This is a genomic window from Acinetobacter sp. SM34 (assembly GCF_022012365.1).
Lineage (GTDB): Bacteria > Pseudomonadota > Gammaproteobacteria > Pseudomonadales > Moraxellaceae > Acinetobacter.
In genome coordinates this window covers 1-24434 of the sequence record NZ_JAKLTP010000022.1, presented here as the reverse complement: position 1 = coordinate 24434, position 24434 = coordinate 1, and the positions used below count along the sequence as shown (strand labels likewise).

Annotated in this window: 31 protein-coding genes and 4 pseudogenes; 18 read left to right on the top strand and 17 right to left on the bottom strand. The window is 36.9% G+C overall.

Annotated elements, in window-relative coordinates:
* On the top strand, positions 1-506 hold a 506-nt coding region (locus tag LZZ98_RS14910), incomplete at its 5' end, for a M15 family metallopeptidase (RefSeq protein ID WP_237788523.1).
* Between the two features lie 41 nt (positions 507-547).
* Here LZZ98_RS14910 and LZZ98_RS14905 read toward each other — a convergent pair.
* The 7 genes and pseudogenes from LZZ98_RS14905 to LZZ98_RS14875 all read right to left on the bottom strand — a co-directional run bounded on the left by LZZ98_RS14905 (position 548) and on the right by LZZ98_RS14875 (position 5115).
* The gene (locus LZZ98_RS14905; RefSeq protein ID WP_237788522.1) at positions 548-1312 is read right to left on the bottom strand and encodes an alpha/beta fold hydrolase; all 765 of its coding nucleotides are present in this window, start codon (positions 1310-1312) and stop codon (positions 548-550) included.
* A 289-nt stretch (positions 1313-1601) separates the two neighbouring features.
* A pseudogene (locus LZZ98_RS14900) lies at positions 1602-2471 on the bottom strand (MBL fold metallo-hydrolase).
* Complete coding sequence (locus tag LZZ98_RS14895) at positions 2471-2893, bottom strand: DUF6691 family protein (RefSeq protein ID WP_237788521.1); 423 nt, start codon at positions 2891-2893, stop codon at positions 2471-2473. Before LZZ98_RS14895 ends, LZZ98_RS14900 begins: the two are co-directional and overlap by 1 nt.
* Position 2894: 1 nt before the next feature.
* Positions 2895-3311 (bottom strand): annotated as a pseudogene (locus tag LZZ98_RS14890) (YeeE/YedE family protein).
* Positions 3312-3546: 235 nt separating this feature from the next.
* Entirely contained in the window at positions 3547-4296 is a 750-nt protein-coding gene (locus LZZ98_RS14885) for a zeta toxin (protein WP_237788520.1), read from the bottom strand.
* A 4-nt stretch (positions 4297-4300) separates the two neighbouring features.
* Entirely contained in the window at positions 4301-4558 is a 258-nt protein-coding gene (locus tag LZZ98_RS14880; protein WP_086176758.1) for a hypothetical protein, read from the bottom strand.
* A 191-nt stretch (positions 4559-4749) separates the two neighbouring features.
* Positions 4750-5115 carry an immunity protein Imm33 domain-containing protein gene (locus tag LZZ98_RS14875; RefSeq protein ID WP_237788519.1) on the bottom strand — a complete coding sequence of 122 codons (366 nt, stop codon included), beginning with the start codon at positions 5113-5115 and terminating at the stop codon, positions 4750-4752.
* A 127-nt stretch (positions 5116-5242) separates the two neighbouring features.
* Between LZZ98_RS14875 and LZZ98_RS14870 the strand changes: the two genes are divergently transcribed.
* A complete protein-coding gene (locus LZZ98_RS14870; RefSeq protein ID WP_237788518.1) occupies positions 5243-5863 on the top strand; it encodes a LexA family protein in 621 nt (206 codons plus the stop codon).
* 136 nt (positions 5864-5999) lie between these two features.
* Here the strand turns inward: LZZ98_RS14870 and LZZ98_RS14865 are convergent, their stop codons facing one another.
* Positions 6000-6143 carry a hypothetical protein gene (locus tag LZZ98_RS14865; protein ID WP_171262914.1) on the bottom strand — a complete coding sequence of 48 codons (144 nt, stop codon included), beginning with the start codon at positions 6141-6143 and terminating at the stop codon, positions 6000-6002.
* 347 nt (positions 6144-6490) lie between these two features.
* Here LZZ98_RS14865 and LZZ98_RS14860 point away from each other — a divergent pair, with 347 nt between their 5' ends.
* The 4 genes from LZZ98_RS14860 (at position 6491) to accC (ending at position 10314) form a co-directional block, all read left to right on the top strand.
* On the top strand, positions 6491-7807 hold the full coding sequence (locus tag LZZ98_RS14860; protein ID WP_237788517.1) for a Y-family DNA polymerase: 1317 nt from the start codon (positions 6491-6493) through the stop codon (positions 7805-7807).
* A 236-nt stretch (positions 7808-8043) separates the two neighbouring features.
* Positions 8044-8499, top strand: coding sequence for a type II 3-dehydroquinate dehydratase (gene aroQ, locus LZZ98_RS14855; protein ID WP_237788516.1), 456 nt, complete (start codon positions 8044-8046; stop codon positions 8497-8499).
* 16 nt (positions 8500-8515) lie between these two features.
* On the top strand, positions 8516-8932 hold the full coding sequence (gene accB / locus LZZ98_RS14850) for an acetyl-CoA carboxylase biotin carboxyl carrier protein (RefSeq protein WP_086176753.1): 417 nt from the start codon (positions 8516-8518) through the stop codon (positions 8930-8932).
* Between the two features lie 17 nt (positions 8933-8949).
* Positions 8950-10314: an acetyl-CoA carboxylase biotin carboxylase subunit gene (accC, locus tag LZZ98_RS14845; RefSeq protein WP_237788515.1), complete on the top strand. Its 1365-nt coding sequence runs from the start codon at positions 8950-8952 to the stop codon at positions 10312-10314.
* Positions 10315-10399: 85 nt separating this feature from the next.
* On the opposite strand, the gene LZZ98_RS14840 is transcribed toward accC, so the two are convergent.
* Positions 10400-10879 (bottom strand): hypothetical protein, encoded by a 480-nt coding sequence (locus LZZ98_RS14840; RefSeq protein ID WP_086176751.1) that lies wholly within the window; start codon positions 10877-10879, stop codon positions 10400-10402.
* A 306-nt stretch (positions 10880-11185) separates the two neighbouring features.
* On the opposite strand from LZZ98_RS14840, the gene LZZ98_RS14835 reads away from it, so the two are divergent.
* A complete protein-coding gene (locus LZZ98_RS14835) occupies positions 11186-12619 on the top strand; it encodes a diguanylate cyclase (RefSeq protein ID WP_442862724.1) in 1434 nt (477 codons plus the stop codon).
* Between the two features lie 100 nt (positions 12620-12719).
* On the opposite strand, the gene LZZ98_RS14830 is transcribed toward LZZ98_RS14835, so the two are convergent.
* Positions 12720-13877 carry an MFS transporter gene (locus LZZ98_RS14830; RefSeq protein ID WP_237788514.1) on the bottom strand — a complete coding sequence of 386 codons (1158 nt, stop codon included), beginning with the start codon at positions 13875-13877 and terminating at the stop codon, positions 12720-12722.
* 994 nt (positions 13878-14871) lie between these two features.
* Here LZZ98_RS14830 and LZZ98_RS14825 point away from each other — a divergent pair.
* The 3 genes from LZZ98_RS14825 (at position 14872) to LZZ98_RS14815 (ending at position 16440) form a co-directional block, all read left to right on the top strand.
* Positions 14872-15078: a hypothetical protein gene (locus LZZ98_RS14825; RefSeq protein WP_237788513.1), complete on the top strand. Its 207-nt coding sequence runs from the start codon at positions 14872-14874 to the stop codon at positions 15076-15078.
* Positions 15079-15521: 443 nt separating this feature from the next.
* Positions 15522-15737, top strand: coding sequence for a hypothetical protein (locus tag LZZ98_RS14820; protein ID WP_237788512.1), 216 nt, complete (start codon positions 15522-15524; stop codon positions 15735-15737).
* A gap of 388 nt (positions 15738-16125) precedes the next feature.
* Positions 16126-16440 (top strand): META domain-containing protein, encoded by a 315-nt coding sequence (locus tag LZZ98_RS14815; RefSeq protein WP_237788511.1) that lies wholly within the window; start codon positions 16126-16128, stop codon positions 16438-16440.
* 73 nt (positions 16441-16513) lie between these two features.
* On the opposite strand, the gene LZZ98_RS14810 is transcribed toward LZZ98_RS14815, so the two are convergent.
* The 4 genes from LZZ98_RS14810 to LZZ98_RS14795 all read right to left on the bottom strand — a co-directional run bounded on the left by LZZ98_RS14810 (position 16514) and on the right by LZZ98_RS14795 (position 18522).
* Positions 16514-16681: a hypothetical protein gene (locus tag LZZ98_RS14810; protein ID WP_237788510.1), complete on the bottom strand. Its 168-nt coding sequence runs from the start codon at positions 16679-16681 to the stop codon at positions 16514-16516.
* A 109-nt stretch (positions 16682-16790) separates the two neighbouring features.
* On the bottom strand, positions 16791-16967 hold the full coding sequence (locus tag LZZ98_RS14805) for a hypothetical protein (RefSeq protein ID WP_237788509.1): 177 nt from the start codon (positions 16965-16967) through the stop codon (positions 16791-16793).
* A 738-nt stretch (positions 16968-17705) separates the two neighbouring features.
* Positions 17706-17828 carry a lipoprotein gene (locus tag LZZ98_RS15535; protein WP_269091878.1) on the bottom strand — a complete coding sequence of 41 codons (123 nt, stop codon included), beginning with the start codon at positions 17826-17828 and terminating at the stop codon, positions 17706-17708.
* Positions 17829-18312: 484 nt separating this feature from the next.
* Positions 18313-18522, bottom strand: a complete 210-nt coding sequence (locus LZZ98_RS14795) for a hypothetical protein (protein WP_237788508.1) — start codon at positions 18520-18522, stop codon at positions 18313-18315.
* A 343-nt stretch (positions 18523-18865) separates the two neighbouring features.
* Here LZZ98_RS14795 and LZZ98_RS14790 point away from each other — a divergent pair, with 343 nt between their 5' ends.
* From LZZ98_RS14790 to LZZ98_RS14775, 5 genes and pseudogenes are all read left to right on the top strand, one after another.
* Positions 18866-19234: an SDR family oxidoreductase gene (locus LZZ98_RS14790; protein ID WP_237788507.1), complete on the top strand. Its 369-nt coding sequence runs from the start codon at positions 18866-18868 to the stop codon at positions 19232-19234.
* A gap of 141 nt (positions 19235-19375) precedes the next feature.
* A pseudogene (locus tag LZZ98_RS15530) lies at positions 19376-19544 on the top strand (hypothetical protein).
* Positions 19545-19777: 233 nt separating this feature from the next.
* On the top strand, positions 19778-20029 hold the full coding sequence (locus tag LZZ98_RS14785; RefSeq protein ID WP_237788506.1) for a hypothetical protein: 252 nt from the start codon (positions 19778-19780) through the stop codon (positions 20027-20029).
* Positions 20030-20220: 191 nt separating this feature from the next.
* Positions 20221-20853: an SOS response-associated peptidase gene (locus LZZ98_RS14780; protein ID WP_237788505.1), complete on the top strand. Its 633-nt coding sequence runs from the start codon at positions 20221-20223 to the stop codon at positions 20851-20853.
* Between the two features lie 315 nt (positions 20854-21168).
* A complete protein-coding gene (locus LZZ98_RS14775) occupies positions 21169-21402 on the top strand; it encodes a DUF2171 domain-containing protein (RefSeq protein WP_237788504.1) in 234 nt (77 codons plus the stop codon).
* 205 nt (positions 21403-21607) lie between these two features.
* On the opposite strand, the gene LZZ98_RS14770 is transcribed toward LZZ98_RS14775, so the two are convergent.
* The 3 genes from LZZ98_RS14770 to LZZ98_RS15525 form a co-directional block, all read right to left on the bottom strand.
* Complete coding sequence (locus LZZ98_RS14770) at positions 21608-21817, bottom strand: hypothetical protein (protein WP_086175161.1); 210 nt, start codon at positions 21815-21817, stop codon at positions 21608-21610.
* Between the two features lie 21 nt (positions 21818-21838).
* Positions 21839-22060, bottom strand: a complete 222-nt coding sequence (locus LZZ98_RS14765) for a hypothetical protein (RefSeq protein WP_237788503.1) — start codon at positions 22058-22060, stop codon at positions 21839-21841.
* 76 nt (positions 22061-22136) lie between these two features.
* Positions 22137-22271, bottom strand: coding sequence for a hypothetical protein (locus LZZ98_RS15525; RefSeq protein ID WP_269091877.1), 135 nt, complete (start codon positions 22269-22271; stop codon positions 22137-22139).
* A gap of 499 nt (positions 22272-22770) precedes the next feature.
* Between LZZ98_RS15525 and LZZ98_RS14760 the strand changes: the two genes are divergently transcribed.
* The 3 genes and pseudogenes from LZZ98_RS14760 to LZZ98_RS14750 form a co-directional block, all read left to right on the top strand.
* Positions 22771-23562: a hypothetical protein gene (locus tag LZZ98_RS14760; RefSeq protein ID WP_237788502.1), complete on the top strand. Its 792-nt coding sequence runs from the start codon at positions 22771-22773 to the stop codon at positions 23560-23562.
* 126 nt (positions 23563-23688) lie between these two features.
* Positions 23689-24258, top strand: a complete 570-nt coding sequence (locus tag LZZ98_RS14755; RefSeq protein ID WP_237788501.1) for a hypothetical protein — start codon at positions 23689-23691, stop codon at positions 24256-24258.
* A 58-nt stretch (positions 24259-24316) separates the two neighbouring features.
* Positions 24317-24434, top strand: a pseudogene (locus tag LZZ98_RS14750) (IS5/IS1182 family transposase); the annotation flags it as partial.

Genomic DNA, 24434 nt, shown 5'->3' with positions numbered 1-24434 from the left:
ACTCCAATATTGAAGATGTGCATAAGCATTCCTATACCGACCTGCTATCCGCTGATCGTAAATGGCACAAAATGAATCCACGTTATAAACAACGTTTATTAATGGTATTTAAAATCATGCAAGAACGATATGGTTATGAAATGGTTTTATTGGAGGGTTATCGTAGTCCAGAGCGCCAGAATTCCCTGGCTGGAAATAGTCATATTACCCGTGCCAGAGCTTTTCAAAGTTATCATCAATTTGGTTTAGCGGCCGATATTGCATTTAAACGTAACGGTAAAGTAATTATTTCAGAACGGGATCCTTGGGCAATGCAAGGTTATCAACTCTATGGAACAGTTGCTGAATCGGTCGGGTTAACTTGGGGTGGCCGCTGGACATCCATTCAAGATTATGGACATAGTGAATATCGCATGCCCGGACTTAGAAAAACAGCTGCAGTGGCTGAACAGTTAACTGCTGAAGGTCAACTGTTAGCCAAGCATGGCAATGAAGATTTTGAGTAATAGCCAGATTAAAATTTGGCTGTTACTTTGTGCATGAGAACTTAGTTTAGATATTGGTTCATTTCATCCAGAACCTGTTGAGTTTTTTCAGCATGTAACCAATGACCTGCATCATCAATCACCTGAATTTTGGCATGCGGAAATTGTTGCTTGATCGCATTAAAATGTTCATCTTTACTAAGATAAGCCGACTTACCGCCACGAATAAACAGTGCCTCTTTTTGCCATGGCTGAATAATATTCCAACCCAAGATCTCTGAATAATGATGAAATAATGCATCAACATTAAATAACCATTGCCCTTTATTAAAGGATTTCATTAAAAACTGGATAACCATTTCTTCATTTAAATATTCACGCATAATTTGGGTCGCCTGTTGTCGGCTTTCAATCTGTGCATTTTTTACTGCAAATAAAGCTTTAAAAATTTGGTCATGATGACTTTCCTGATACGCAAATGGCGCCATATCCAGAACCACCAGTTGCTCTAATCGCTCAGCTGCACTATTGGCCAGTTGCATGGCAATTTTCCCACCCATTGAATGGCCAATCAGGGAAAATGTTTGAATATTCAATGCATCTAAGGTTTCTAAAATATCTTGTGCCATCACGGCATAATTCATGGTTGCTGAATGTGCTGAATGACCATGATTACGTACATCCAGCTGAATAACCGGATGTGATGGGTAAAATGCACGAGCCAGCATGCCTAAATTGCTTAAACTACCAAAAAGACCATGAATAAAAACGAGTGGTGTTTTTTCTGTTGTGCTTTCATTGTGATGAATTTGGTGATTTAAAATCATGGCTTTGGGAATGACCTTGGTAACTTTTTAGATAGGTTATCTTTGACGATAATAGGCATTTAATCAATTGCCATTTTAAGCTTATATTTTTTGCTTAGGCTATTTTACAAGATAGGGCATTTTAGGACTGGTATTTTATTAAGATATATCGAGTAAAAGAGATTAGAATGCCAATCCTGACCAGAATGGCAGAATCATTTTAAAAATAAATCAAAAACTTAAATATTGAATAGTGTCTTAGGCATACGGAATGACACTAGATTATTAGACTTCTGCGCTATGCTTGATCTTATTTAAAATAATTGAGTGGTAATTTTAAATAGCGGATGCCGTTTGCTTCAGGATCAGGAAACCGCCCTCCATCCATATTGACCTGAATGGCAGGTAAAATCAGTTTAGGCATGGACAAAGTAGCATCACGGCGGTTACGCATCTCCACAAAATCTGCTTTTGTAGTGTGCTCATTCAGGTGAATATTATTTTTCTTTTGTTCTTGAATAGTGCTTTCACAGCGATATTCCTTTCTACCTTCGGGTAATAATCATGACAGAGGAACACCCGGATTTGATCATCCAGCTGGTAAAGCGCTTGAACGGAGTCGAATAAAGTAGCTGCACTGCCCTTGGAGAAATCACAGCGTGCTGTGCGGTAATCCGGCATAAACAAGGTGTCGCCTACAAATACCGCATCACCAATGACATAGCTTAAATACGCGGGTGTGTGCCCTGGTGTAGGAATGTTATAGGCTGCCAACTCCCCTATTTTAAATACTTCTCCATCTTCAAATAGATGATCAAAGGTTTGACTGGCATTAAAGTTATTTAATGTCCAGATTATAAATCGCGCTAAAGGTTTCCTGCACAATGGCAATTTTTTTGCTCATTGCAATTTTTCCGCCTAATTGTGCTTTTAAATATTGCGATGCAGTAAGGTGATCAGCATGAACATGGGTTTCCAAAATCCATTCTACGCTTAGGCTATTTTGATGAACATAGTCGATGATTAAATCTGCTTGTGTGGTCTTGGTGGTGGCTGATGGCGCATCATAATCCAGCACACTATCGATGATGGCGCAACGCAGGCTGGAAGGATCTGTTCACTACATAGCTAAAGGTATTGGTCTGCTGATCAAAAAGTGCTGAACTTGTGGATGCTGCATCATACATGTTTTCCCATCAATTGGCGCTGAATCAGCATGCCCGCAAACATGGCGGCTATAAAGTAAAGGGCTTGATAGTATCCCAAACCAATTAGAGTCAGACTGGGTGCAGGACAAATTCCGGCAATCCCCCAACCGATTCCAAAGATCAAGCTGCCTATCAATAATTTAGAATCTATCTTATTGTTTTTAGGTAAATCAATGGCATCTCCATACACTGTTTTAGGTACCTGTTGATGTACCACTTTTTGAAATGGAATAAATGCCACGGCGATGGCACCCAGCATAACAAAGGCCAGACTTGCATCCCATTGACCAAACAAATCTAAAAAATCTAATACTTTTTTAGGATTAGACATACCTGATAACATGAGTCCGACTGAAAATAAACCACCGAAGATAAAAGCCCAGATGTTTTTCATATCAGAATGCTCCTGTTACATGACGGATGATATATACCGTCACAAATCCGGAAAACATAAAGGCCAGGGTTGCCATTATTGAACGTTTAGACAGTCGGCTAATGCCACAAATCCCGTGTCCACTGGTACATCCCTGAATCCATACGTGTACCAAACCCTACCAACAATCCGGCAATAATCAACATAAGAGGACTGGCTTTTATTTCAATATCGGGGGCATGCAGCATGCCATAGAAAATGGCACTACCAATAATCCTAATAAAAACCAGAATGCTGGCGTTTTAAACTGGGCTTGCGGGCTAAGAACTTGCGCTATTAAGCCACTGACTCCGGAAATACGACCATTCACGTACAGATATCCCACCACCGATAGTCCGAGAAGAATTCCACCTAGAAATGCGAGCAGGAAATTATGCATAAATGAAAGCCCCAGAAACAATATATATTTTTATATTACATATTAAAATATATTTAAAATATGGAATTTTGCAGCTTAAATATGGAGTTGCTTGTTTAATAAATCACTATACGCTTTACACGACGTAGGCTAATATCAGATCTGTTTAAATCTTATTTGATTTTTTTCAGCTTGTTTAAACACAATAATCTTTATATGAAGCGATTTTGAGATAAAGAATTATTCTTCTATAAAATTATTCCATAAAATCTTGAAGTACTTTTTCTGCAAACCACCACGGCAATTGCTCAAGTGCCGGATTCATTTTTAATATTTCAGCTGCTTCAATCTCGGCAATAAAGGCTGCTTTTTCGCCATTGGATGAGTTATCAAACAGATAGGTACGATCACTGGCATCGATCGCCTGCATGAGTAAATCCATACTGCGGTAATAACGTTCCACAATCTTTTGCTCTGGAACCGCGTGTCCACCTACACTCACCCGATATTTGACCCGGGCAATATTAATTCGCGGATCTACCGTAGAAACATAATATAAATAGGTCTTAAAACCCTGCCGCTGGGCTTGTTGTAGAAATTCAACCTTAGAGATATGCGACATTACTGTTTCAAAAGTAAAGCTGATTTTTAAGCGCAAAAATTCCAGCCGAATATAGTCAATAATCCGCGCACAAAGATAAGAATCTATTTCTGATGCATGAAACTGGATATTCCAGTCATCCACTACGTTAGGCTCTTGTCGCAGTAAAGCAACCAGCTGCCCGGATTGAGGACGTTTTTTCTGTTGAAGAAAAGCCACTAGAGCTTGGGCTTTTAATGCAGGATGATAGGCCATTAAATCCAGTCGCTGACTCGAGCGCAGATTATGTTCCAAGTCATCGGCATTTAAATAAGCCCCAATATGATGGGGCAATAAATATTCTTTGACGGTACTTTTTCCAGATCCATTCGGACCGGCAAACATCCTTATTCTTGGTTGAGGCATTCAGTTATACAGCTGCCTCTTGTTTTCTCTTGCGTTTTAAAACCTGAGGAAGATGATCAACACTAATGTAGGCTTGATGCAAATCAGCAATCACGGTTTCTTGTCCATTGACTTCGTGTTGTAGCAATTGCTGATCTTTTGCGTAAACGACCGTTGCTGCCGCACATGCTTTGTTAAAGGCATGACGGAAAGCGTGTATGGCAAGTTTAGGAATCATATCATCCTCATATTTGCCTGCTTTCATGATGGTATAAGCTGTCATGGAACAACTCCCGTTACACAAGGTGTATTTACCTATTATATTAACATAGCCGCAATAATTGTCTATAAATACACCAACATAGAAATGTAACGCTTTGCAGTCAGCTTATTTGGGAAATAATACCTCTATTCAGAACGCTGAGTTTTAAATTCTACGTGTCAAAAAAAGCCACTGATGAAGTGGCTCATGAATTACTGTTCTTCTTTCCAGACATCTTCATAGTCTTCACGATCAATCATAAAACGGAAACCTTCAGCCAAAGCCAGGTATGGTAGCGCTTCAGGTAAAATATCCTGTAACTCTCGAACGGTCATGGTCTGGAAAAAGTCTTCTCCTGCTTCCAACTCGCCACCGTAAATAAACCAGCCAATATTTTCATCAGTTTCTGGTTTTTTACGAATCCCGACAATCGGTTCTTTATTTAAAGTTTGCACCGCAATGGCTACCACATCATCACCACTTACCTGGATATAGGCGGAATCAAACTCCTCACACAATAACTTTTGTTCTGCAATCAGTTCTTCTAAGGGTGAAAGTTGTTGGGAATTTTTTGACATTGCGCTTCTCTGGCATATAAAACCGAATAGCGACAGTTTAACTTAGAACGATTTAGCATAGCTAAACTTTTTATTTTAAGTATTTTTTGCTAAGCTTGAAAAAGTTACAAAATCAAAAAAGATTAAAATGAAACTTCACGATACTACAGAATCCACAATAAGCACTGAGCATGGTCACGGCGGCAAACGCAAAAATGCCGGCCGTAAAACCCAATATCAAGAAAAAACCGTGGTGATGCGTGTGCCAGAATCTAAAGTACTGCAAATCAAGTCCTGGTTAAAACCCAAACCTGCAGATGACCGAAGTCAGAAGATTGAACTGCATCCTATACAGATTCAGACCCAGCTCGATATTCCTTATCCTCTGGAGTCAGTTGCTGCCGGTTTCCCCTCTCCGGCTCAGGATTATGCGGAAGACTTTATCGATTTAAACCGCTACCTGGTGCATAACCCCTCAAGTACCTTTGTATTACGCGTGAATTCGTTGTCGATGAAAAATGCAGGCATAGACATTGATGACCAGATTTTAATTGACCGTAGCCTAAAGGCAGAACACGGCGATATCGTTTTGGCCTTAATCAATAATGACTTTACCGTTAAACGATTAATGATAGAAAAACAGAAAAATGGAGAATTGAATATCTGGTTAAAAGCAGAAAACCCGGAATATCCGGATATTTATTTGCACAGTGAAGAACAGCTGATTATTTGGGGTGTGGTGACCTGTATTTTAAAAAAATTACGCTAATACCTCTTATGGCCGGTATCCCTTATGGATTAATACGCAGCCCAAACAGGTCACAATTTTTACCTTTCAAAATAGACCAATAAAAAGCCCCAAGTTTACTTGGGGCTTTTTAATGAATCCTCAGCTTGGCTGAGGATTATTTTTGCTGTTGAGGGTTTTTTTGCTGCTGTTGGCGTTGATTGCCTTGGTTTTGCTGACGTTGATTGTCTTGCTGCTGTTGTTGCTGCTGTTGATGCTTTTGGTTTTCGCTTTGCGGATTCGATTGTTGTTGATTAGCCATTTTCATATCCATCCTTTGCATTGATGACTAGATTCTGATTGCTCAATCAGATTACTAGGATATGCCGTATGTATTACGACTCTTATTAATCTAACGGATATTTCTACTTAACCAACCCGCAAACTGTATCGACTTAATTCATTGTAATGATCAAAATATTAATTTACTGATTTTTAATGCATCATTAAATCTGATCTTTACGCTATTAACTGTAATTACACTGAAGCTTACAGGCTGCTCAAGCTCTTTATCGAATGCGCTCTTGATTATCCTCATTTTTTAAATTTGAAATTACTGAGCGATTTGATTATTCTAATCTTGAAAACGTTACAATTTCAAGAATAAAAATGGCCCAACAACTTTTTGCTTTAATCGATATCAATAACTGCTATGTGAGCTGCGAACGGGTATTTAATCCTCATTTGAATGGCCAGCCTGTGGTGGTGCTCTCGAATAACGATGGCTGTGTGGTTTCTCGAAGCAATGAAGCCAAGGCTTTAAATATCGGTATGGCCATTCCTTGGCATGGAATTGAGCAATGGGCTTTAGCGGCGGGAGTAAAAGTATTTTCCAGTAATTATGCTTTATACGCAGATATGTCACGGCGCTTTTTTTCGATTCTGGAACAGCATTTTCATCCTGATGATTTAGAGCCTTATTCCATTGATGAGTGTTTTATCCAGCTCAGCAGTTATGCAGAAAATTTTGATGTAGAACAATATTGTCGAGACTTAATCCAGCGCATTGAGCAATGGCTTGGCTTGCCCTGCTGTATGGGAATTGGCACCACTAAAACCCAAGCCAAACTGGCCAATCATTTTGCCAAAAAAAGAAGTGGTTTTAACTCTCTATGCTATTTACCTCATTTAGATTTATGCAGTTATGAAAGCCTGCTTTTAGAAACACCGGCTAGCGAGATTTGGGGTGTTGGTCGTAAAATCAGCAAACAGCTTCAAGACTATGAAATTTATAGTTGCTATGACTTAACTTTTGCCAATGAACATCATCTTGCCAAACAATTTTCAGTGACGATTGCACGGACGATTCGTGAACTAAAAGGTCAATCCTGTATTGCACTGGATGACCCTGCAACACCGGCAAAAAGAATCCTTTCTTCACGAAGTTTTGCTGCAGCATTGACTGAAAAATCAATTATCAAACAAGCCGTCATTTTTCATGTCAACCGTGCCCATAAACGCTTAATCAAGCAACAGCAACTGTGTGCCTGCATACATGTTTCACTCTATGAAAAGATCTCCAACCCTCCCTATAAAAAAAGTATTTCTCATGCGCTAGGTCTGGAATATGCAAGCAATGATTTACTTGTTTTAAATGCTGCAGCATTAAAGCAAATATATGTTTTATTTAAGGAAAATAAGAAATACATTAAAGTGGAAGTGATGTTTAGTGCCTTGCATGTTAAGCAACAATATACTCATGACTTATGGCAACCCTTAGCACTGATTCAGCAACGTGAGGGTTTAATGAAAACCCTATTGCAAATGCAACAACGCTATGGCTCGGATTGCATACAAATTGGCTATCATTCTGCCAATCCAGCCTGGCATATGAAACAGCACCATCGCTCTCCACGCTATACTACCTGCTGGCAAGAAATGCTTACAATTAATGACTCTGCGCTGGATGTTACACAAAATAAATGAACTGTTTTGGTCAATTCAGTTTACAATGTAAAAAATAGTAATAATTATAAAAAATGTCATTTTTTAACATTGCCAATTACCTGCAAAGTTCCCATTATATAGCTCAGTTTTGACACATAGCTTCCGTTTCAATTCAAACAATTCATAATAGAAATACGGAAATATATGCCATAATACGCAAACTTTGCTGACATCTTGCAAGGTATATTTGCAAACTTATAATTGGAGCAAGCTGAATGAGCTCAACCATTTTGGTTATTCATGGACCGAATCTAAATTTACTAGGTATGCGTGAACCTGAAGTTTATGGACACCTTACTCTGGATGATATAAATCAAAAGCTCATCGCTCAAGCTCAAAATGCATCTCTTTCTCTAGATACCTTCCAAAGCAATTGGGAAGGTGCCATTGTTGACCGAATTCATCAGGCACAAAAAGAAGGCGTTCAATTCATCATTATCAATCCTGCAGCATTAACCCATACCTCGGTTGCAGTACGTGATGCGCTTCTTGGTGTTGCCATTCCCTTTATTGAAGTTCATTTGTCCAATGTACACGCACGTGAAGCATTCCGACATCATTCATATTTATCCGATAAAGCCGTTGGCGTGATTTGTGGTTTAGGTGCAAAAGGTTATGCCGCTGCACTGGACTTCGCCATCGATAAAATCCAACCTTCTACGCAACCATAATTAGGAATACTGTCTCATGGATATTCGTAAAATCAAGAAACTCATCGACCTGATGATTGAGTCTGACTTACAAGCGATTGAAGTTAAAGAAGGTGATCAATCCATCGCCTTAACCCGTCGCAATCCAGTGGTAGCAGCAGCTGTTCCTGCAATGCCTGTAGCCGCAGCTGCAGCACCGGTCGCAAAAACACCACGCGGCGCAGTTGAAAACTCTCCTATGGTTGGTGTGTTCTATGCTGCACCAAACCCAGGCGAAGCACCATTCGTTAAAGTGGGTCAGACCGTTTCTGCCGGTGAAACACTGGGTATTATTGAAGCCATGAAAATCATGAACCCGATTGAAGCGACTCAAAGCGGCGTGATTGAAGAAATTCTGGTGAAAAACGGCGAAGTAATTCAATTCGGTCAACCTTTGTTCCGCTATCGCGCCTAAGACCACGGGGACTTACAATGTTGCAAAAAGTTTTGATTGCAAACCGTGGTGAGATTGCCTTACGCATCACCCGGGCTTGCAGAACTTTAGGAATTAAAACCGTAGGTATTTATTCCGATGCCGATAAAGACCTGATGCACTTACGCTTTTGTGATGAAGCTGTATGTATCGGTCCGGGTGCAAGTAGCGAAAGCTATTTAAACATCCCGGCAATTATTACTGCTGCTGAAATTACCGGTGCAGATGCCATCCATCCAGGTTATGGCTTCTTGTCGGAAAATGCCGAGTTTGCAGAAATTGTAGAAAATTCTGGTTTTGTCTTTATTGGTCCACGTCCAGAACATATTCGCCTGATGGGGAATAAAGTCTCTGCCATTATTGCCATGAAAAAAGCCGGCGTGCCGACAGTACCAGGCTGTGACCATGCAGTGACTATTCACAACGCCCTTGCAGAAGCAAAAGAAATTGGCTTCCCGCTGATTGTTAAAGCTGCTTCTGGTGGTGGTGGTCGTGGTATGCGTATTGTTGAACGTGTAGACACCTTACTTGAATCAGTTCAGGCGGCACAACGTGACGCTGAAATGTGGTTTGGTGATGACACGGTTTATATGGAACGCTTCCTGCAAAAACCGCGTCACGTCGAAGTTCAGGTTTTGGCAGATGGTAATGGCCATGCGATTCACCTGTATGATCGTGACTGTTCACTGCAACGTCGCCATCAAAAAGTACTGGAAGAAGCGCCTGCACCAGGCTTACCTGAAGAAGCACGTGCTGAAATTTTAGAAGCCTGTGTGAATGCATGTAAAATGATGCAATACCGTGGTGCCGGTACATTCGAATTCCTGTTTGAAGATGATGAATTCTTCTTCATTGAAATGAATACCCGTGTTCAGGTTGAACATCCAGTCACTGAAATGGTGACTGGTATCGACATCATTGAACAACAACTGCTTATTGCTGGCGGGCTTGGCCTACAGATTGAACAGGCTGATGTTGAATGTCGTGGTCATGCCATGGAATGCCGTATCAATGCGGAAGATCCAACCACATTCCTTCCATCTCCAGGCAAAATCGAGCACTATTACACTCCAGGTGGTGCCGGTATTCGTTTAGATTCACATATTTACGAAGGCTATAGTATTCCACCTTACTATGATTCAATGATCGCTAAACTCATTGCCCATGGTAAAGATCGTGAGACTGCCATTGCCCGTATGAAACAGGCATTAGAAGAAATGATCTTGACCGGAATTAAAACCAACATTCCGCTGCATCGAGATTTAATTTTGGAAGATGAAAATTTCTGTGCTCAAGCCATGGATATTCATTATCTGGAAAAACACTTATTGAAAAAACTAGAAGCCTATAAAGAAGCTTCTTGAACAAAGCTTTAAGACTAAAAAACCGCTCTTTATGAGCGGTTTTTTAATATGCTGAAAAGTTATGTATAAAAAATATAAATAGTCATTAAGGTAGCACACGGTGTAATGTGGCAAAGCATTGTTCTGCCTTGTCATTACTACAGAAATTAATGGTCGATGGATTCTTCCATTGCACAAAATATTGGGAAATTTCTCCGGTTTGGTCTTCCTGCAGACCCGAACAATCTTTTTCATTATTGTCATACTTTACCTGCAAAACCAGTGCAGACAATAAAGAGCGCTCCTCTTGAGCCGGCTGAAAGTCATAAATTCCAGATGACCACTCTTGACCACTTTTGATGATGACATTGTTATTACTTTTAAAATTATAATATTCAATACATTTATTATTGTTGGCCACTTGCATTCCCCATAAGCCAACAATTTCTGGACGAGTCACAATACGAATGGTATTCGAATTTTCAGCTCGATCCGTTTCTTCTGTTGCAACTACAGCTTGGTTGTCATTTGCCATCGCAACTGATGAACACAATGTAAGTAAAATTGTAAAATATGTTTTTTTCATACATCAATTCAGTGCTAAAAATCCTTTGCTATAACTTAGCATATTTTTATGAAAAACCAGTATTTATCACCATATTACAACAATATAATTTCAGGCTGAATTTACCCAAAAAAGTAATCGGCCAAGCTAAAAAGAATCAATTCTTTCCGACTAATACCGAAATAACAATCTCCACTTATAACGATACAGCTATATAATAAATGTTCATTCGTCTTGAAAATATTTCAATTTAATTAAGAGTATAGCAAAATAATTTTTTAATCCTTCTGACTAAGTCGCCATGTTAGAGTGACAAGGACGTGATCTTTGCATACTTTGCTAACCTCATCTAAATTATCCTCGTTACGGCAACATGCCCCTGCCTTTTTCATTATTGGCGCTGTGGTCCTGAGCTGCTGTTTGTGCGGGATTCTATCCAGACCTGTTACCTTTTTAGCCTATTTATGGCCTGCAAATGCAGTTTTGCTGGGATTATTTTTACGTTTTAAGCATTTAAGAACCCTAGGTGGCTGGTTAGGTGCGTTTAGTGGTTATATGCTGGCAGATCTGCTAACTGGTAACTTTTTGCTGCTGACCTTTGTTCTTAGCCTCGCAAATCTGATTAACGTGATAATTTCGTTATTTTTTATCCAATACTGGAAATTAAATTATCGAAACTATAATCAAGGTTTTACCTTCTTATATTTATTTACCATTTGTGCCTTGGGTGGTTGCCTGGCCAGTGCCTTGTTTGCTATTGCGACTGTGCCTTATCTTTCTAATACCTTCATGTCTACGCAACGTCTTGGGATTGATTTTGGCATGTGGTGGGCAGGTGAAATCATCAATTGCATTACCATTCTGCCGATTATTTTATTTTTCCCCACATTAAAGGAAATGGGAAAATATTTAAAAAATATTAAGCTGAATCAATTTCATTTGACCAAATTGCTACCACTGATTGCGATTGTTATTTCAGTGACTTTTACCCATATTTTCACTGGACCGGGTGCCTTGCTTTATCCTCTGGCTGCCTTAATTTGGGCTGCTTTAAGTTATCCTATTTTCATCGTTGCCATCATTAACAGCATTGTATGTTTGGTGACTTATCATAGTCTGACTTATTTTTATTTATCCGATTCCTCCTCGGCATATTTATCAACCACTATTTCTGTGCGTATTGGTTTATGTATGCTGGGTTTCGCCCCCCTCGTTCTGTGCATTATTACCAGTAACCGCCGTGAACTGTATAAAAAAGTGTTGTATCTGGCCAATCACGACAGTTTGACCAATACCATTAACCGACGTCACCTTTTTGAAAAAGGGGAACGATATCTGAGTGAAGCTAAGAGCCACTCAGTCTCACTGGTGATGCTTGACCTGGATCATTTTAAAAGAATGAATGATCAATATGGACATCATACTGGTGATTTGGTGCTTAAACATTTTTCGCAATTGGTTGAAGATAATATCCGTAGCAATGAACTTTTTGCTCGTGTAGGCGGTGAAGAATTCCTGATTTTAATGATGAACACCACCTTGCAAGAAACTCAAGCCATTGCTGAACGAATTCGCAATAAAATTGAATTAACTCCAATGCAACTCCCTCAGGGAGATTTATTATTTATTACCACCAGTATTGGCATTACCCATCAGAGCTTACCCACCGAGCTGAGCTTGCAAAATATTATTAATCTGGCGGATCGTGCCCTGTATCGCTCAAAAGCTTTGGGACGAAATCAGATCACCATTGCTTCTTGATAGAAACCCTTGCCTAGCTGACTAAAACCATAACAGGCAGCATCATGGCCACAATCTTGAACACAGGGCATAGAATACTGACTTTTCTTTAAAGGCCTTTTTAGGCTTGCTGGATATATTTCGGTAGCCAGCGTACAAACAGCAAACCCACAACAGTTGAAAGCCCGGCGAGCACAAAAACCATCTCTCCAGAAATCACTTGCCAATATTTTCCAGCCAAAATACTTCCCAGGGCAACTCCCAAGCCCCACATGGTGCTATACATGGCCTGGCCACGGCCTTGCTGACCCGCTGAAAAATTTTGAAAGATAATGCGCATGGCAATCATATGAAACAGGCCAAAACTAAAAGCATGAATGCTCTGGGCTAAAAACTGTGCCATAAATAAGTCAGGCAACAATCCCACCACAACCCAACGCACACCCGTTAAAACCAAACACAAACTAACCAAGCTACGCCATGAAAATCGGGTTAAGAAAATATGCGCAAAGGCAAACATGATGATTTCTGCAACCACCCCAACTGACCACAACAGACCAATCTCAGTGGTGCTATAACCAACCTGATGCAAGTAATTGCTATAGAAGCTATAAAATGGCGCATGAGAAAATAATAAAACAAACTCTATTGCAAAAAATGCAGCGACTACGGGTCGTTTTAATATGGGCAAGAGTGGCTCTAATTGCTGTTGCGACTGTGGAGCGCTACTGGGCTCTTTAATGCTAAAAGACCAGAGGAAAGCCAAAAATGCAATGCACAACAACATCAGGGGAAGCATAGAAATCGGAACAATTTCGAGTAAAGCCCCAATCCCAAACACCCCAACAATAAAACCAACAGAGCCCCATTTTCTTACTTTTCCATACAGCTGAGTGCGCTTGTCGCCCAACCAGAATAAAGTTACCCCTTCAAATTGCGCCAAAATGGCATTTTGAAAAAAGCTGAAAATCAGCATTAGCAGTGCTACCGACTGGAAGGTATTCGGAACCAGAAAAATCATGAACCAAATAAAGCATTCCATCCAGGTCGCAATTCGTACCAACAACATTCTTTTGCCTGACTTATCGGCAAGCCATCCCCAAATGAACGGCGCGAAAAAGCGCGTAATGATTGCGATCGAAGACAACAATCCGATCTCTTGATAATTAAAGCCCTGATCTTCCAGATACAGGCTCCAAAAAGGCATGAAAGTACCAACGATGGAATAATAGAAGAAGTAGAATCCACTTAGTTTATGCTGTATTGCAATAGGTTGCATTAGCTTGCATATCCTTGCATTATCAATAAGTTAATTTCTTTCATGGTTGCATATATTTGCATATGATTGCCTGTACTTGTACTTCAAGAGTCTAAAAATCTTAAAAAATAAATTTTTATTAAAATTTGTAGACTACAGATATAAAAACGAACTTTTCAGAAATTGAAGAATAAATTTTACAAGAATAAAAAAGCTCATACTTGAAAACTTTTCTATATTTTTTAAGCAGTAACTTAAATATATAAGTTACACTTTTATCGTACTTATTCTGAATAAATTAAAAAAATGGGTATAAAAACTTATCTCTACTTTTACATTGAGCACATGCTAAAAAATAGGGAAATTTTTATAAAATGGTTAAATATTACAAAAGGTTACTTCCTTGTAGAGAATCCAGAACCACATTGTGCAATAAACCACAATCCCGATAGAAGCATTACAGCCAGGGTTCATCTCGCATACCAGAATACAGCAACAGATTATTTTATCGAAAAAACTATAGGTCTAAGATTTAATGATAATGGTATTCGTTCGTTTTGGTCTCACGTTGATAGTTAAAATGGATAGATGAAGCACTTTCTTGAGCATCTTAAGCACTGAAAATAATTATAGGATTTTGATCTATATTTAAATTTAATTGTAAAAATATTTAAAAATGGGATTTATGCAGCAATATTTAGATTCAATAAAACTTTCACTAAAAACCAGTAATTATTTTGAAGCTATTGCTATGGCTCTTACTTTGCCAGATATTTGTGCTTCGGTAGATGATAAATATAATAAGACAAGTGGGCAGAAATATTGTATATAGTTTAATAAGTATTTAGCTGACACTTATAAGCAAATATTACACCATGAGAAGGACAATGTAATATTTGGTGCTCCAGAGTGTTATGCGGCTCGTTGCTCTTTTTTACACCAAGGTACTAATATTATTAAGCACCAAACAAAAACACTTCAGTATGCAGATAAGCCAGCCATATCAGTTAACTTTATGACTATTGGGTCTGTAAAATATATGCAAAATGGAGATATCCTAACTATTGATGTTAATTTTTTCTGTGAAAATATGATTAATGCTGTAGAAAAATGGATGATTGACATTAAAGATGACAAGGGTAAATGTGCCAAAATATCAGCCATGCTAATTGTTCATGAAAGTTTAGAATCTATGTATGCTGCTCACACACCCACTCATTAAGGAAAGAAAAGCCCTCACTTGAGTGACTTTTAATAATACCAATACCGCTCCCTAAACAGCACAGAATTAGCATCTGCATTATGCTTTAATTCCCCCTACCCTCATAATTAAATACCTTTTCATCTTATCTTTTGAATCAATAAGACAAGGCAGATTAACTCGAGTGAAATATGAATTTTTTCTACCTTTTTGACTTATTTATGAATATATAGCTTTAACTCATACATAGATAAATATATGAGTTATTTTTATAAAAATTGGTTATAATAAATATATTAAAATTCATAAAAGTCAATATATTTTATATTAGACATAATAACTACTCCATATAATAAAAAATACCAAGTTTTGGTGATATTCAACTCATAATAATTTTTATTAAATTAAATCGCTATTTAATAGATAAATTAACTAATTTTTATTTTATTTTTCAAGGCAATATTATGTTCGGTTCAAAACGCTGTATTTTAGCAATTTTAGTTGTTCTATCTTCATTCACATCTGTTTCAACCTTAGCATCAATGCAAATTATCCCTACTCTAGATTTTCCTTCTAAGCCTCAAAAAATAACAAGTCAAACTAAAAATGTGGCGGAAATTAAAAATTGCAAAAATAATGAGGAATGTAAAAAACTGGAGGTTAACAATACTTCGAAATAATCAAAAAGAAGACACTTTGGAATGGTTAAAATATCTTCATAACAACTTCCTTAATAAAAATTAACCTACTGTAAAAAAGCCTTCACTTGAGGGCTTTTACAATGGCACTATGCTTTCCCTTATGTCCAATCATCCATGTATATTTTTCGATTAATTTATGTGGATTATTGGTTAATAATCAAATGAATTAAGAAAATTTTTATAAAATCATCATCTGTTGTTTGCCTCACAATTCAAAAAGTAAATCAATTGGAGAAAGCAAATGTTAAGTAAAATGATGATAGCAACCAGCATAGCTGCCTCTATGGTTTTGACAGGTTGTACTTCCTCCATGCCAAATCCCTCTACTGAAAGGCATTTAGCAAAATTACAAAACAAAAACTAGGTGATGACCGAAATCAATCAAGTTAAGTATAAAGCTGATCCTGTTTTATCTGCCGTTCCAATGCTCAGTTTTGATAATAGCCAACTCAGCGGTAGTGATGGCTGCAACCAATTTATGGGAGGCTATGCTGTACAAGATACCCAAATTAAATTTTCCAATTTAGCCACTACAGAGAAAGCCTGTTTAAATCCAACCGACTTACCGCAAAAGTTTGCACAAGCTCTAACCCAGGTTGTCAGCTATGAGGCGACCAACCATGAATTAAAGTTATTCGATAGCAATCATCGTGTAGTCCTTAAGTTTAAGAATATGAAATAGATATAAATAAGCCCTCAGTTGAGGGCTTATTATTGATTTAAAGTTTTGTGAGTTGCTTTACGCTTATCTTAGTTTACACATTGATGAGTGGTTCATTGTCAGGAATCAACATTGAGCTGCCCTGTCTGTCCGGCATGCCTCCCATTTCATCTTTATTTCTTTCGTACATAGAATAAAGAATTAAAGCAATAACAATAATTGCAATCACACCCAGGATCATTTTTATTTGTCTTGAATCCATAATCGTTACCTTTATAAATAAAGAAAATAGCCATAAGACAATATCTGCAAAAAATTGAAGCTACATCTTCTCTTCTTATGTGAAAGTTTAGGAAGATGAAAGCTCAATTTTATTTCGGTTGTCTGCGGAAATGTTCTTGTTGATGGTCATTTTGCTGGTTGGGTTGCTTCTGCGGATTTTGTTGCTGATTTTGTTGATTAGTTTTTGGATTTTCTTGTTGCTGCTGATTTGGCTTATTGGGTTCTTGATTATGTTGACTGAATTGCATGGGTTCTCGAGTAGCCATCTTATTTTCACCCTCTGTTTAGTCTATATAATTTAATTAATTTACTATTTAATTTTTATGAGCCAATCTTAACTTTGTGTCAATTTCATTCAATGTAAATTGCATTCATCTATGCAGTTGATCTATAAAAAGACAGTCTCAAGCACATTGACATTGATTACTCAACGCTTATAAAAACGTTCGGCGATATGATTTCCTTATTGCTCTCTAAGCTCAACACTGCCTATTTTGGCTTTTGTGCAAGTCATCCCTATAAACCAAACTTGTTCAGCATAAAAACTCATCATCTAAATTTTTTCAGATTTTAAATGGCATAACAGTTTCTTTGGGATTAAATGAAGTTAATCATTTTTTCCACATTTACGACATTCCTGAATATATCCATGCTTATGATCCCAGCTGTATTCATACACATGTAGACAGAAGAATTTACGAAGAGAATTAAACATAAATTTAACCTCACCCACCTAGTTGAGAAAAACTATCTCTACTTAATAATATGGGTACTAAAATGATAAATATCAAAATAAAAAGATAAAAAATACCTACATAATCGGTAGGTAAAAATACGAATACGCTGAGTGAGCGTAGAAACGACAGCCAATTGCTGGGGCGTTATTTTCTATAAATTGAAGCACCGTGACATTAGCAAAATATATCAAAATGCAAAATTACAATCATTCTATTATTTCGACAGATCGGTATGTAAAAAGCCCACTTGGTCAGCAGGCTTAAGGTTTATTTGTTTTTATCCATGGAGCTTGGAGATGTGGTTTGATCTTGCTGATCATTATCGGTATCGCGTTGACATGCAGTTAAGCCAAGCATGATGACCAAACTTATTAATACTATTTTTTTCATGTCTTATCCTTGTGTCGTTGGATCATTCAGGATATAAGAATGACACATTTTCACCGTTCAACATTTACAGCAAAAATGTAAAAAGACTTAAAAAATGAAATTATGTGTTTGAGGATTACCCCGATGATCGGGATCATTGAATAATAAACTAAATAGATTTTCAGTCATCTCCGTTTATTGGCTTTATGATAAGCATTAAAGTCTTTTTAACTGCCTTTCTCTTCTAAACAAACCCAGTCTTTCTTTTCGCTGGATGATCTGATCTTCAGTAAATGGAAGTCGTTTTTGTAACTCGGCTAAACTCAGAGAATGGTTTTCTATCAAATAACCATCCTGTTCTACAGTCCAATGGATGAGAGAAAATTCAACTTTGTTTCGGTATGCTCTATTCATGCACAGCATTATAAAGCATAGTTTTAGGCAATACAGTGCTCAGACTGGAAAAGTAAGTTCAGAAAATTCTCTTAGAAAGTTTATAAAAAAGTTATCTCACAATTTCCCATAAAACAGCATGATCCGAGTGTGTCACAAAACCAATCAGCTCATTGGTTTCATTCAACTTGGGAATAAACTGATTATTCTCCATATCATAATAACCGGCATGATCTTCGGCATTGGCCAAGGTGACTTCATCTCCCAAGACCTTGTTAATCATTCGTTCTTCACCTGATGCCGGGTTTTTAATTCTGATCATAAGATTCTAGCCTTTGACTTATAGTTTGATCTCTATCATAAGGAATCAGATGTTAATGTATGGCTTACTTTGTTAGCTCTAATGTAACCTGAATGATCTTTGATTTTAGAGATAATATTCCACTGCTCAGTGGTAAAGCCAAAACTTAAAATATGATTTGATCTCTAAAATGGTTATTAAATAGATGATATTTCTGAACTGAATTTAAATGTAAAAGGTCCTTTATATAAGCATTGATAATTTTCTCATGCATTGTGTTATTTAATGTTTGCTCCATCTAAATCCCTCTCATAAAGCTCCTAATATATTTTAAGCATTTAAAAAATAGTGGAGCAGAAAGAATATGTATAAATATCCAAAAAGCCCATCAATAGAAGTCCAAGCCCATCAACCGGGTATTCAATCGCAAATGCATCCTCAACCAGAAGTCATCAAACCCAACCATCAAGGAAGCAATAAATTAAAAGACAAAATTGCCCTGATCACCGGCGGTGATAGCGGTGCAGTAGCACCTGGTCCAATCTGGACGCCTCTCATTCCGAGCAGTTTTGATGAAGAGCAATTAAAAGATTTTGGTAAAAAAACGCCCATGGGACGAATGGGACAACCCAGTGAAGTCGCTCCAGCTTATTTATTTCTTGCTTCGGATGAAGCCAGTTATATTTCAGGTCAAGTCATTCATGTGAATGGCGGTACGATTATTAATGGCTAAACCATTTAAACAGTTAGAACGCTGTAAATCATTTGAATCATGAGGAATCAAATCCCACACCAAAGCTCGACATATTATTACCCATCATAAATTTTTTTTTGCTTAAATAAATAAAGCTGTAAATCTAAAGAGGTATACATTATGCCTAGAGGCGATAAATCAGCTTATACAGAGAAGCAGAAGCGACAAGCGAAACATATTGAGGACAGTGAAAAAGAACGTGGACTTTCCGAAGATGATGCGGAACATATTGCTTGGGCTACCGTAAAATAAGCAAGATGGTGGCGGCAAGAAAAAAAGACACCATTAAAAAATATTGATCCTGCAATTTCATAAAGCTCTCACGTCAGGGCTTTATTTGATTAATCGGCACATCTAGTTGAGCTATTTTACCGCTTGTCGGATAATGTCATTACAAAAAAATATAACAGCATGATTATCATTGGCTTTTAATATCTGTGTTTTTGCTGTTCACAATTTTTAAAAGTTTCAATGAATCTGCTCCTTTAAAATCCTAATTTACCCGTGAAAGGGGTGAATACCATGACACTCTATTGCATAAAAAAAAATCAAAGCTTTCTCGCTTATCGAGATCAATTTGATGACTGCCATAATTGGCAAATGTCGGATCTGGATTTGGCCTTTGCCAGCCCATGGTATTGGTCAATTGATATAAATATGGCAAAAATTTTCATTACTCAAACTGAAGCCGAAACTTTTCTAAGCACGCATTATGGAGAGATATTTATCCATGCCGAAATAAACTTATATAGATATGAATATGACTCACCTTAATTTAGACCAAGCATATTGATCTGACCGAGTGCTTTATTCACTGGCTGCTCAGTTTGCGTCCAGACTTGTTCGCACCTTAAAACAGCGTATTACTGGTTTTAATATGAATGGTGCTAAATTTGTAAGATTAATAATGATGAGGAATTTTTTTTGCTGTAATGATTATCAAGAAAAAATTCAGAGACAGCTCCATGTGCGCAAATTTTGAAGCAATTAAAAAAAATAGAGCATTTCTGCTAGGCCTTTCCGAGCCTCAGTTTGAATATCCTGATCATATTTACCCATTATATGATGCTCCAATTTTAATGCATGGTGCAGATCAACCTGAATGGGATGTTGCCAAATTTGGTCTTATTCCTTTTTGGGCAAAAGAATTGAAATATGCTCGTCACACCTATAATGCCAGAACTGAAACCGTGGCAAGTAAACCCAGTTTTCGTCATGCATGGCATAAAAATCAGTTTGCCTTGGTGCCTGTCGATGCCATCTTCGAGCCCAAATATATAGATGGCAAACCGCACTGGTATGCGATTTTCCGCAAAGATGGACTGCCCTTTACCCTCGCCGCCATTTATGAAAATGCAGTCATTGAGAATAAACCGGTTCGATCCATGAGTCTGTTAACTATCAATGCTGACCATCATCCTTTTATGAAGCAATTTCACACACCCAAAGATGAAAAGCGCTCGGTCATCGTCATTCCAGAAAATGCCAGGATGGATTGGTTGAATAGCAACGCTGATGAAGCAAATCAATTCTTCTTTGAAATGCAGGATGAATATCTTGCTGTACCCAAAAATCGTACAGCAGTAACTCAACTTTAATATTTATTATTTGCTGGTAGCGCAGCATTTCTATTATTTAAAATGATAAAAAAACAAGCTATGCCATTTTAATTCAGGATTGATCTGCATATATAAAACATAAAAATCATAAATAAGGAAAAGAATTAAGTATTAAATTCTGCTGCATTTTTTAAACAGCTATAACGCAAAAATTTCTTTCTAAAGCATGATATTTATGCACTAAAGTAAAGTTGCTTAAAGATTTGTTCCCTTTTGCATATATATAGCGCCAAAGATTCGAGAATGCCTTAAATTAGAGGGTGCAAGATTACCACTATACAGGAGAGGTATGAAATGGCTACTATCAATGTAAATGACATTACTAAACATGCTGACGTAATTGCCGTAGATGGTAAAAAAGTAGGAACAGTAGATCACCTTCAAGGCACAGATCAAATCAAGTTAACAAGAAATGAAGAAGGTAGTCATCACCTTATTCCACTTTCATGGGTGAGTGAAATTAAAGAAAATCAGGTTATGCTCAATGTAGATGCTGAAGAAGTCAAAAGTCATTGGGTGGCGGCTTAAGCAAGGCACAACATTACCATATAAGCCCTTTCTTCAATATGGAGGGGCTTATTTAAACTTGATAAGTTAAAATAATTTGTGCTGAATCATTCCATTTCATTACAAAAAATACTAAATATTAAAAATACTAATTTTTATTTTAGTTATATTCATTATGCTACATTTTATATTTAAAATTCTTATTCAACAGAACATACGCATCTATTTATTTAAAATGTTCTTTGCATACCCAAACTTCACCATCTATACGTACCCGATCCGGCCCGATCAGGTCTAATCTTTTACCATAATAATTGGTCAAATTTAGAAAGTTTCCATTCTTGTCATAATTTGCCCATATACCTCTCTGAATATCCGGGCTATCGAGTTTATAGAATGTCACTAATTTCTGTGGATATGTGGTTGCTGTATTCATTATTTATTTCACCTGACCTTGTTAATTAGCAAAATAAGGTACATCTTCTTCAATAAAAAATACCTCACCTGTAGAATTCAAAATCCATTGATTAGTACCCATAATTTTTGTCAATTGTTCTTGCAATGAGTTATATACATTTACCAAATGATTTTCCTCATCATATTCACCGGTATAAATCACGGTGGGCGATGTATCAAAATCCTCATTCATTTTATGAGCTTTTACAGGTCTGATATTCATACTTAACTCCTTTCCTGTTTAAAGGGGCTTTCCCCCCTTTAAACATCTTATACTGACCATAACAGTAAATCCTGTTTTATTTTTCATTTTGAGACTGCTTTCCAGAATCTTTTTGCTGATTATGTTTATGGTCTTGCTGTGGTAAATGATGGGGTTGTTTTATCGGTTGATTCCTTTGATTCATATCTGTTTTATTTTGAGACTTAGACATAACACTATTCCTTTTGACATTATTTAAAGATAATCAACAGCCTAATTATTAATAACAATATCAGCATATACCGAAGTTAACCAAATAAAAACAATCATGATGTATCAAAATATAATATTGAAATAAAATTATACTTATAAAATTCAACACCTTTATTAAATAAAACCCCAACCTCCTTATTAAATAAGTTCTTAATGTTTTATTTTTAGTAAAAAATTATATTTTATTCAAACATATACACTAAAGCCATTTAATAAAGCGAAGGAAGCGTTACGAGAACGTTAGAATTGATTTTGAGATCAGATCCACAATTTTTTTAATTGTGGATTTTTTGATTTTACGAATTTTAAAAGTGACGAAGGTTAGAATAAAAATAATTAAATCATGGATATAACGTCAAATGATAGCTGTAATTTTAAGCATGAATATATAATTTAGGGTAAAAAACAATCAGAATTACGGTTATAATATTGCGGTTTAACACTTACGAATAACAACAATGCACATTCAGTTTATAGTAGAAGATCGTGACCCTAGCACAGCTACGGGTCCAATTCAGGTGGGTTGGTTTTTAACCGAGGATAAAGCATCTATCCTTTTTGAACCACCTTATCGCATGCGTTCGCAATCTCAAACCAAACATGCAAAATCCGCCAGTCGTTGTCCAGCAGTCTTACAGTTGGAGAGTCGTTACTTTGTGGTGAATTGTCCATTTGACTTTCATTTACGCTTTTCCCGCGATGCACAGGGTAAACCAAGTATCGTGAATGTATTGGGGGAACAATCACCTGTGCGCACCAATAAGTTACGAGAACTGATTACCTTGGTGAATGAAAATGAATGGCGTACACCCCAAGTACCGATTTTACAGTTGAAATTGCCGTACTGTTTTATTGCAGATGAAGTGGTGTACCTGACGCAACTCGAGGCTTTTGGACATTATCGCAAACATCCCTTACCCGGCACCATTTTTGGAGGGCGCTTCCCGATTCATATTTGGCCACGTCCCTTAATGTGGGCATTTGAATGGCATGACACATCTAAAGACTTAATTCTTAAACGCGGAGAGCCACTGTTTTATTGCCAATTTGATGGCTATGACCCCTCAAGAACCATCAAGCTGATGCAAGCCGAAAAAACTCCAGAATTGATGCATTACATGGATCAGATTTCAGGTGTAGTGAATTATGTGAATCAGACCTTTTCATTGTTTAGTGAAGTGGAAAAGGCGAAACCAAGTGTTTTAGTTAAATCAAAGAATAATTTAAATTCTAGGGGGATTTGTGAATAATTTTAAATTCAAAATTATAACTTTATTGATGGTAATGATCTATTCAGTAGCTGTTATTTATTGGGTGATAAGTGATGATGGGTTTTATGGAATAAGGATTTTATCTATATGGTCTGTTGTTATAATGTGGCTTTTAATCGTTTTTTTATATTTACTAATAAGAAATTTGAAAAAAAGACTATTGAGGAATTTAAAAACTATAAAAAAAGTGAAAAATATTATGTTGGGTTATTTTTGATTTTTATGCCTATGTTTATGGAATTACCTGATAAGTTGGCTATCCTTTTTTATAATGTTGATGAAAGTTATAAAAAAACAGTGGTATATAATGTTGAAATAAAAGGGCATTTTAATACGGGGACTGGTAGGCAAGGGGGTGATACTTGGGCTTCTGCTAAAGATGTTGCTGATGAAAGATATAGTTATGTACTGGTTTGTAATTTAATATCTAAAGTTGAGTGTGATTTAGGAGATTTAAAAGGGGAGAAGGCAATTATTAAATGGTCTCAAGAAAAAAGGTATCCATTAGAATATATGAGTGTGGTTTATGGCTTTAAAAGTAAAAATTTAAATATTGATGATAAATATTTCATAAGCTTATATAAGAATAATAAAAAATATGTTTTTTATTTCTTATTTTATTTTTATATTCCATCAATATGTTTTTCTTTAGTAGTTCCTAAAAGTTTTAAATAAGGGGGGCTTTGTTGCACAAACCTACCGATAAGGTCTTATTCCACAATATAATTCTGAAATGAATAAGCTAGCACCTAAAATTTATCGTACAACGAATTGGCCCTCTTATAATCGTGCTTTAGTAAATAGAGGAAATATCTCAATTTGGTTTGATTCTAGTACTCAGTGGTATGAAT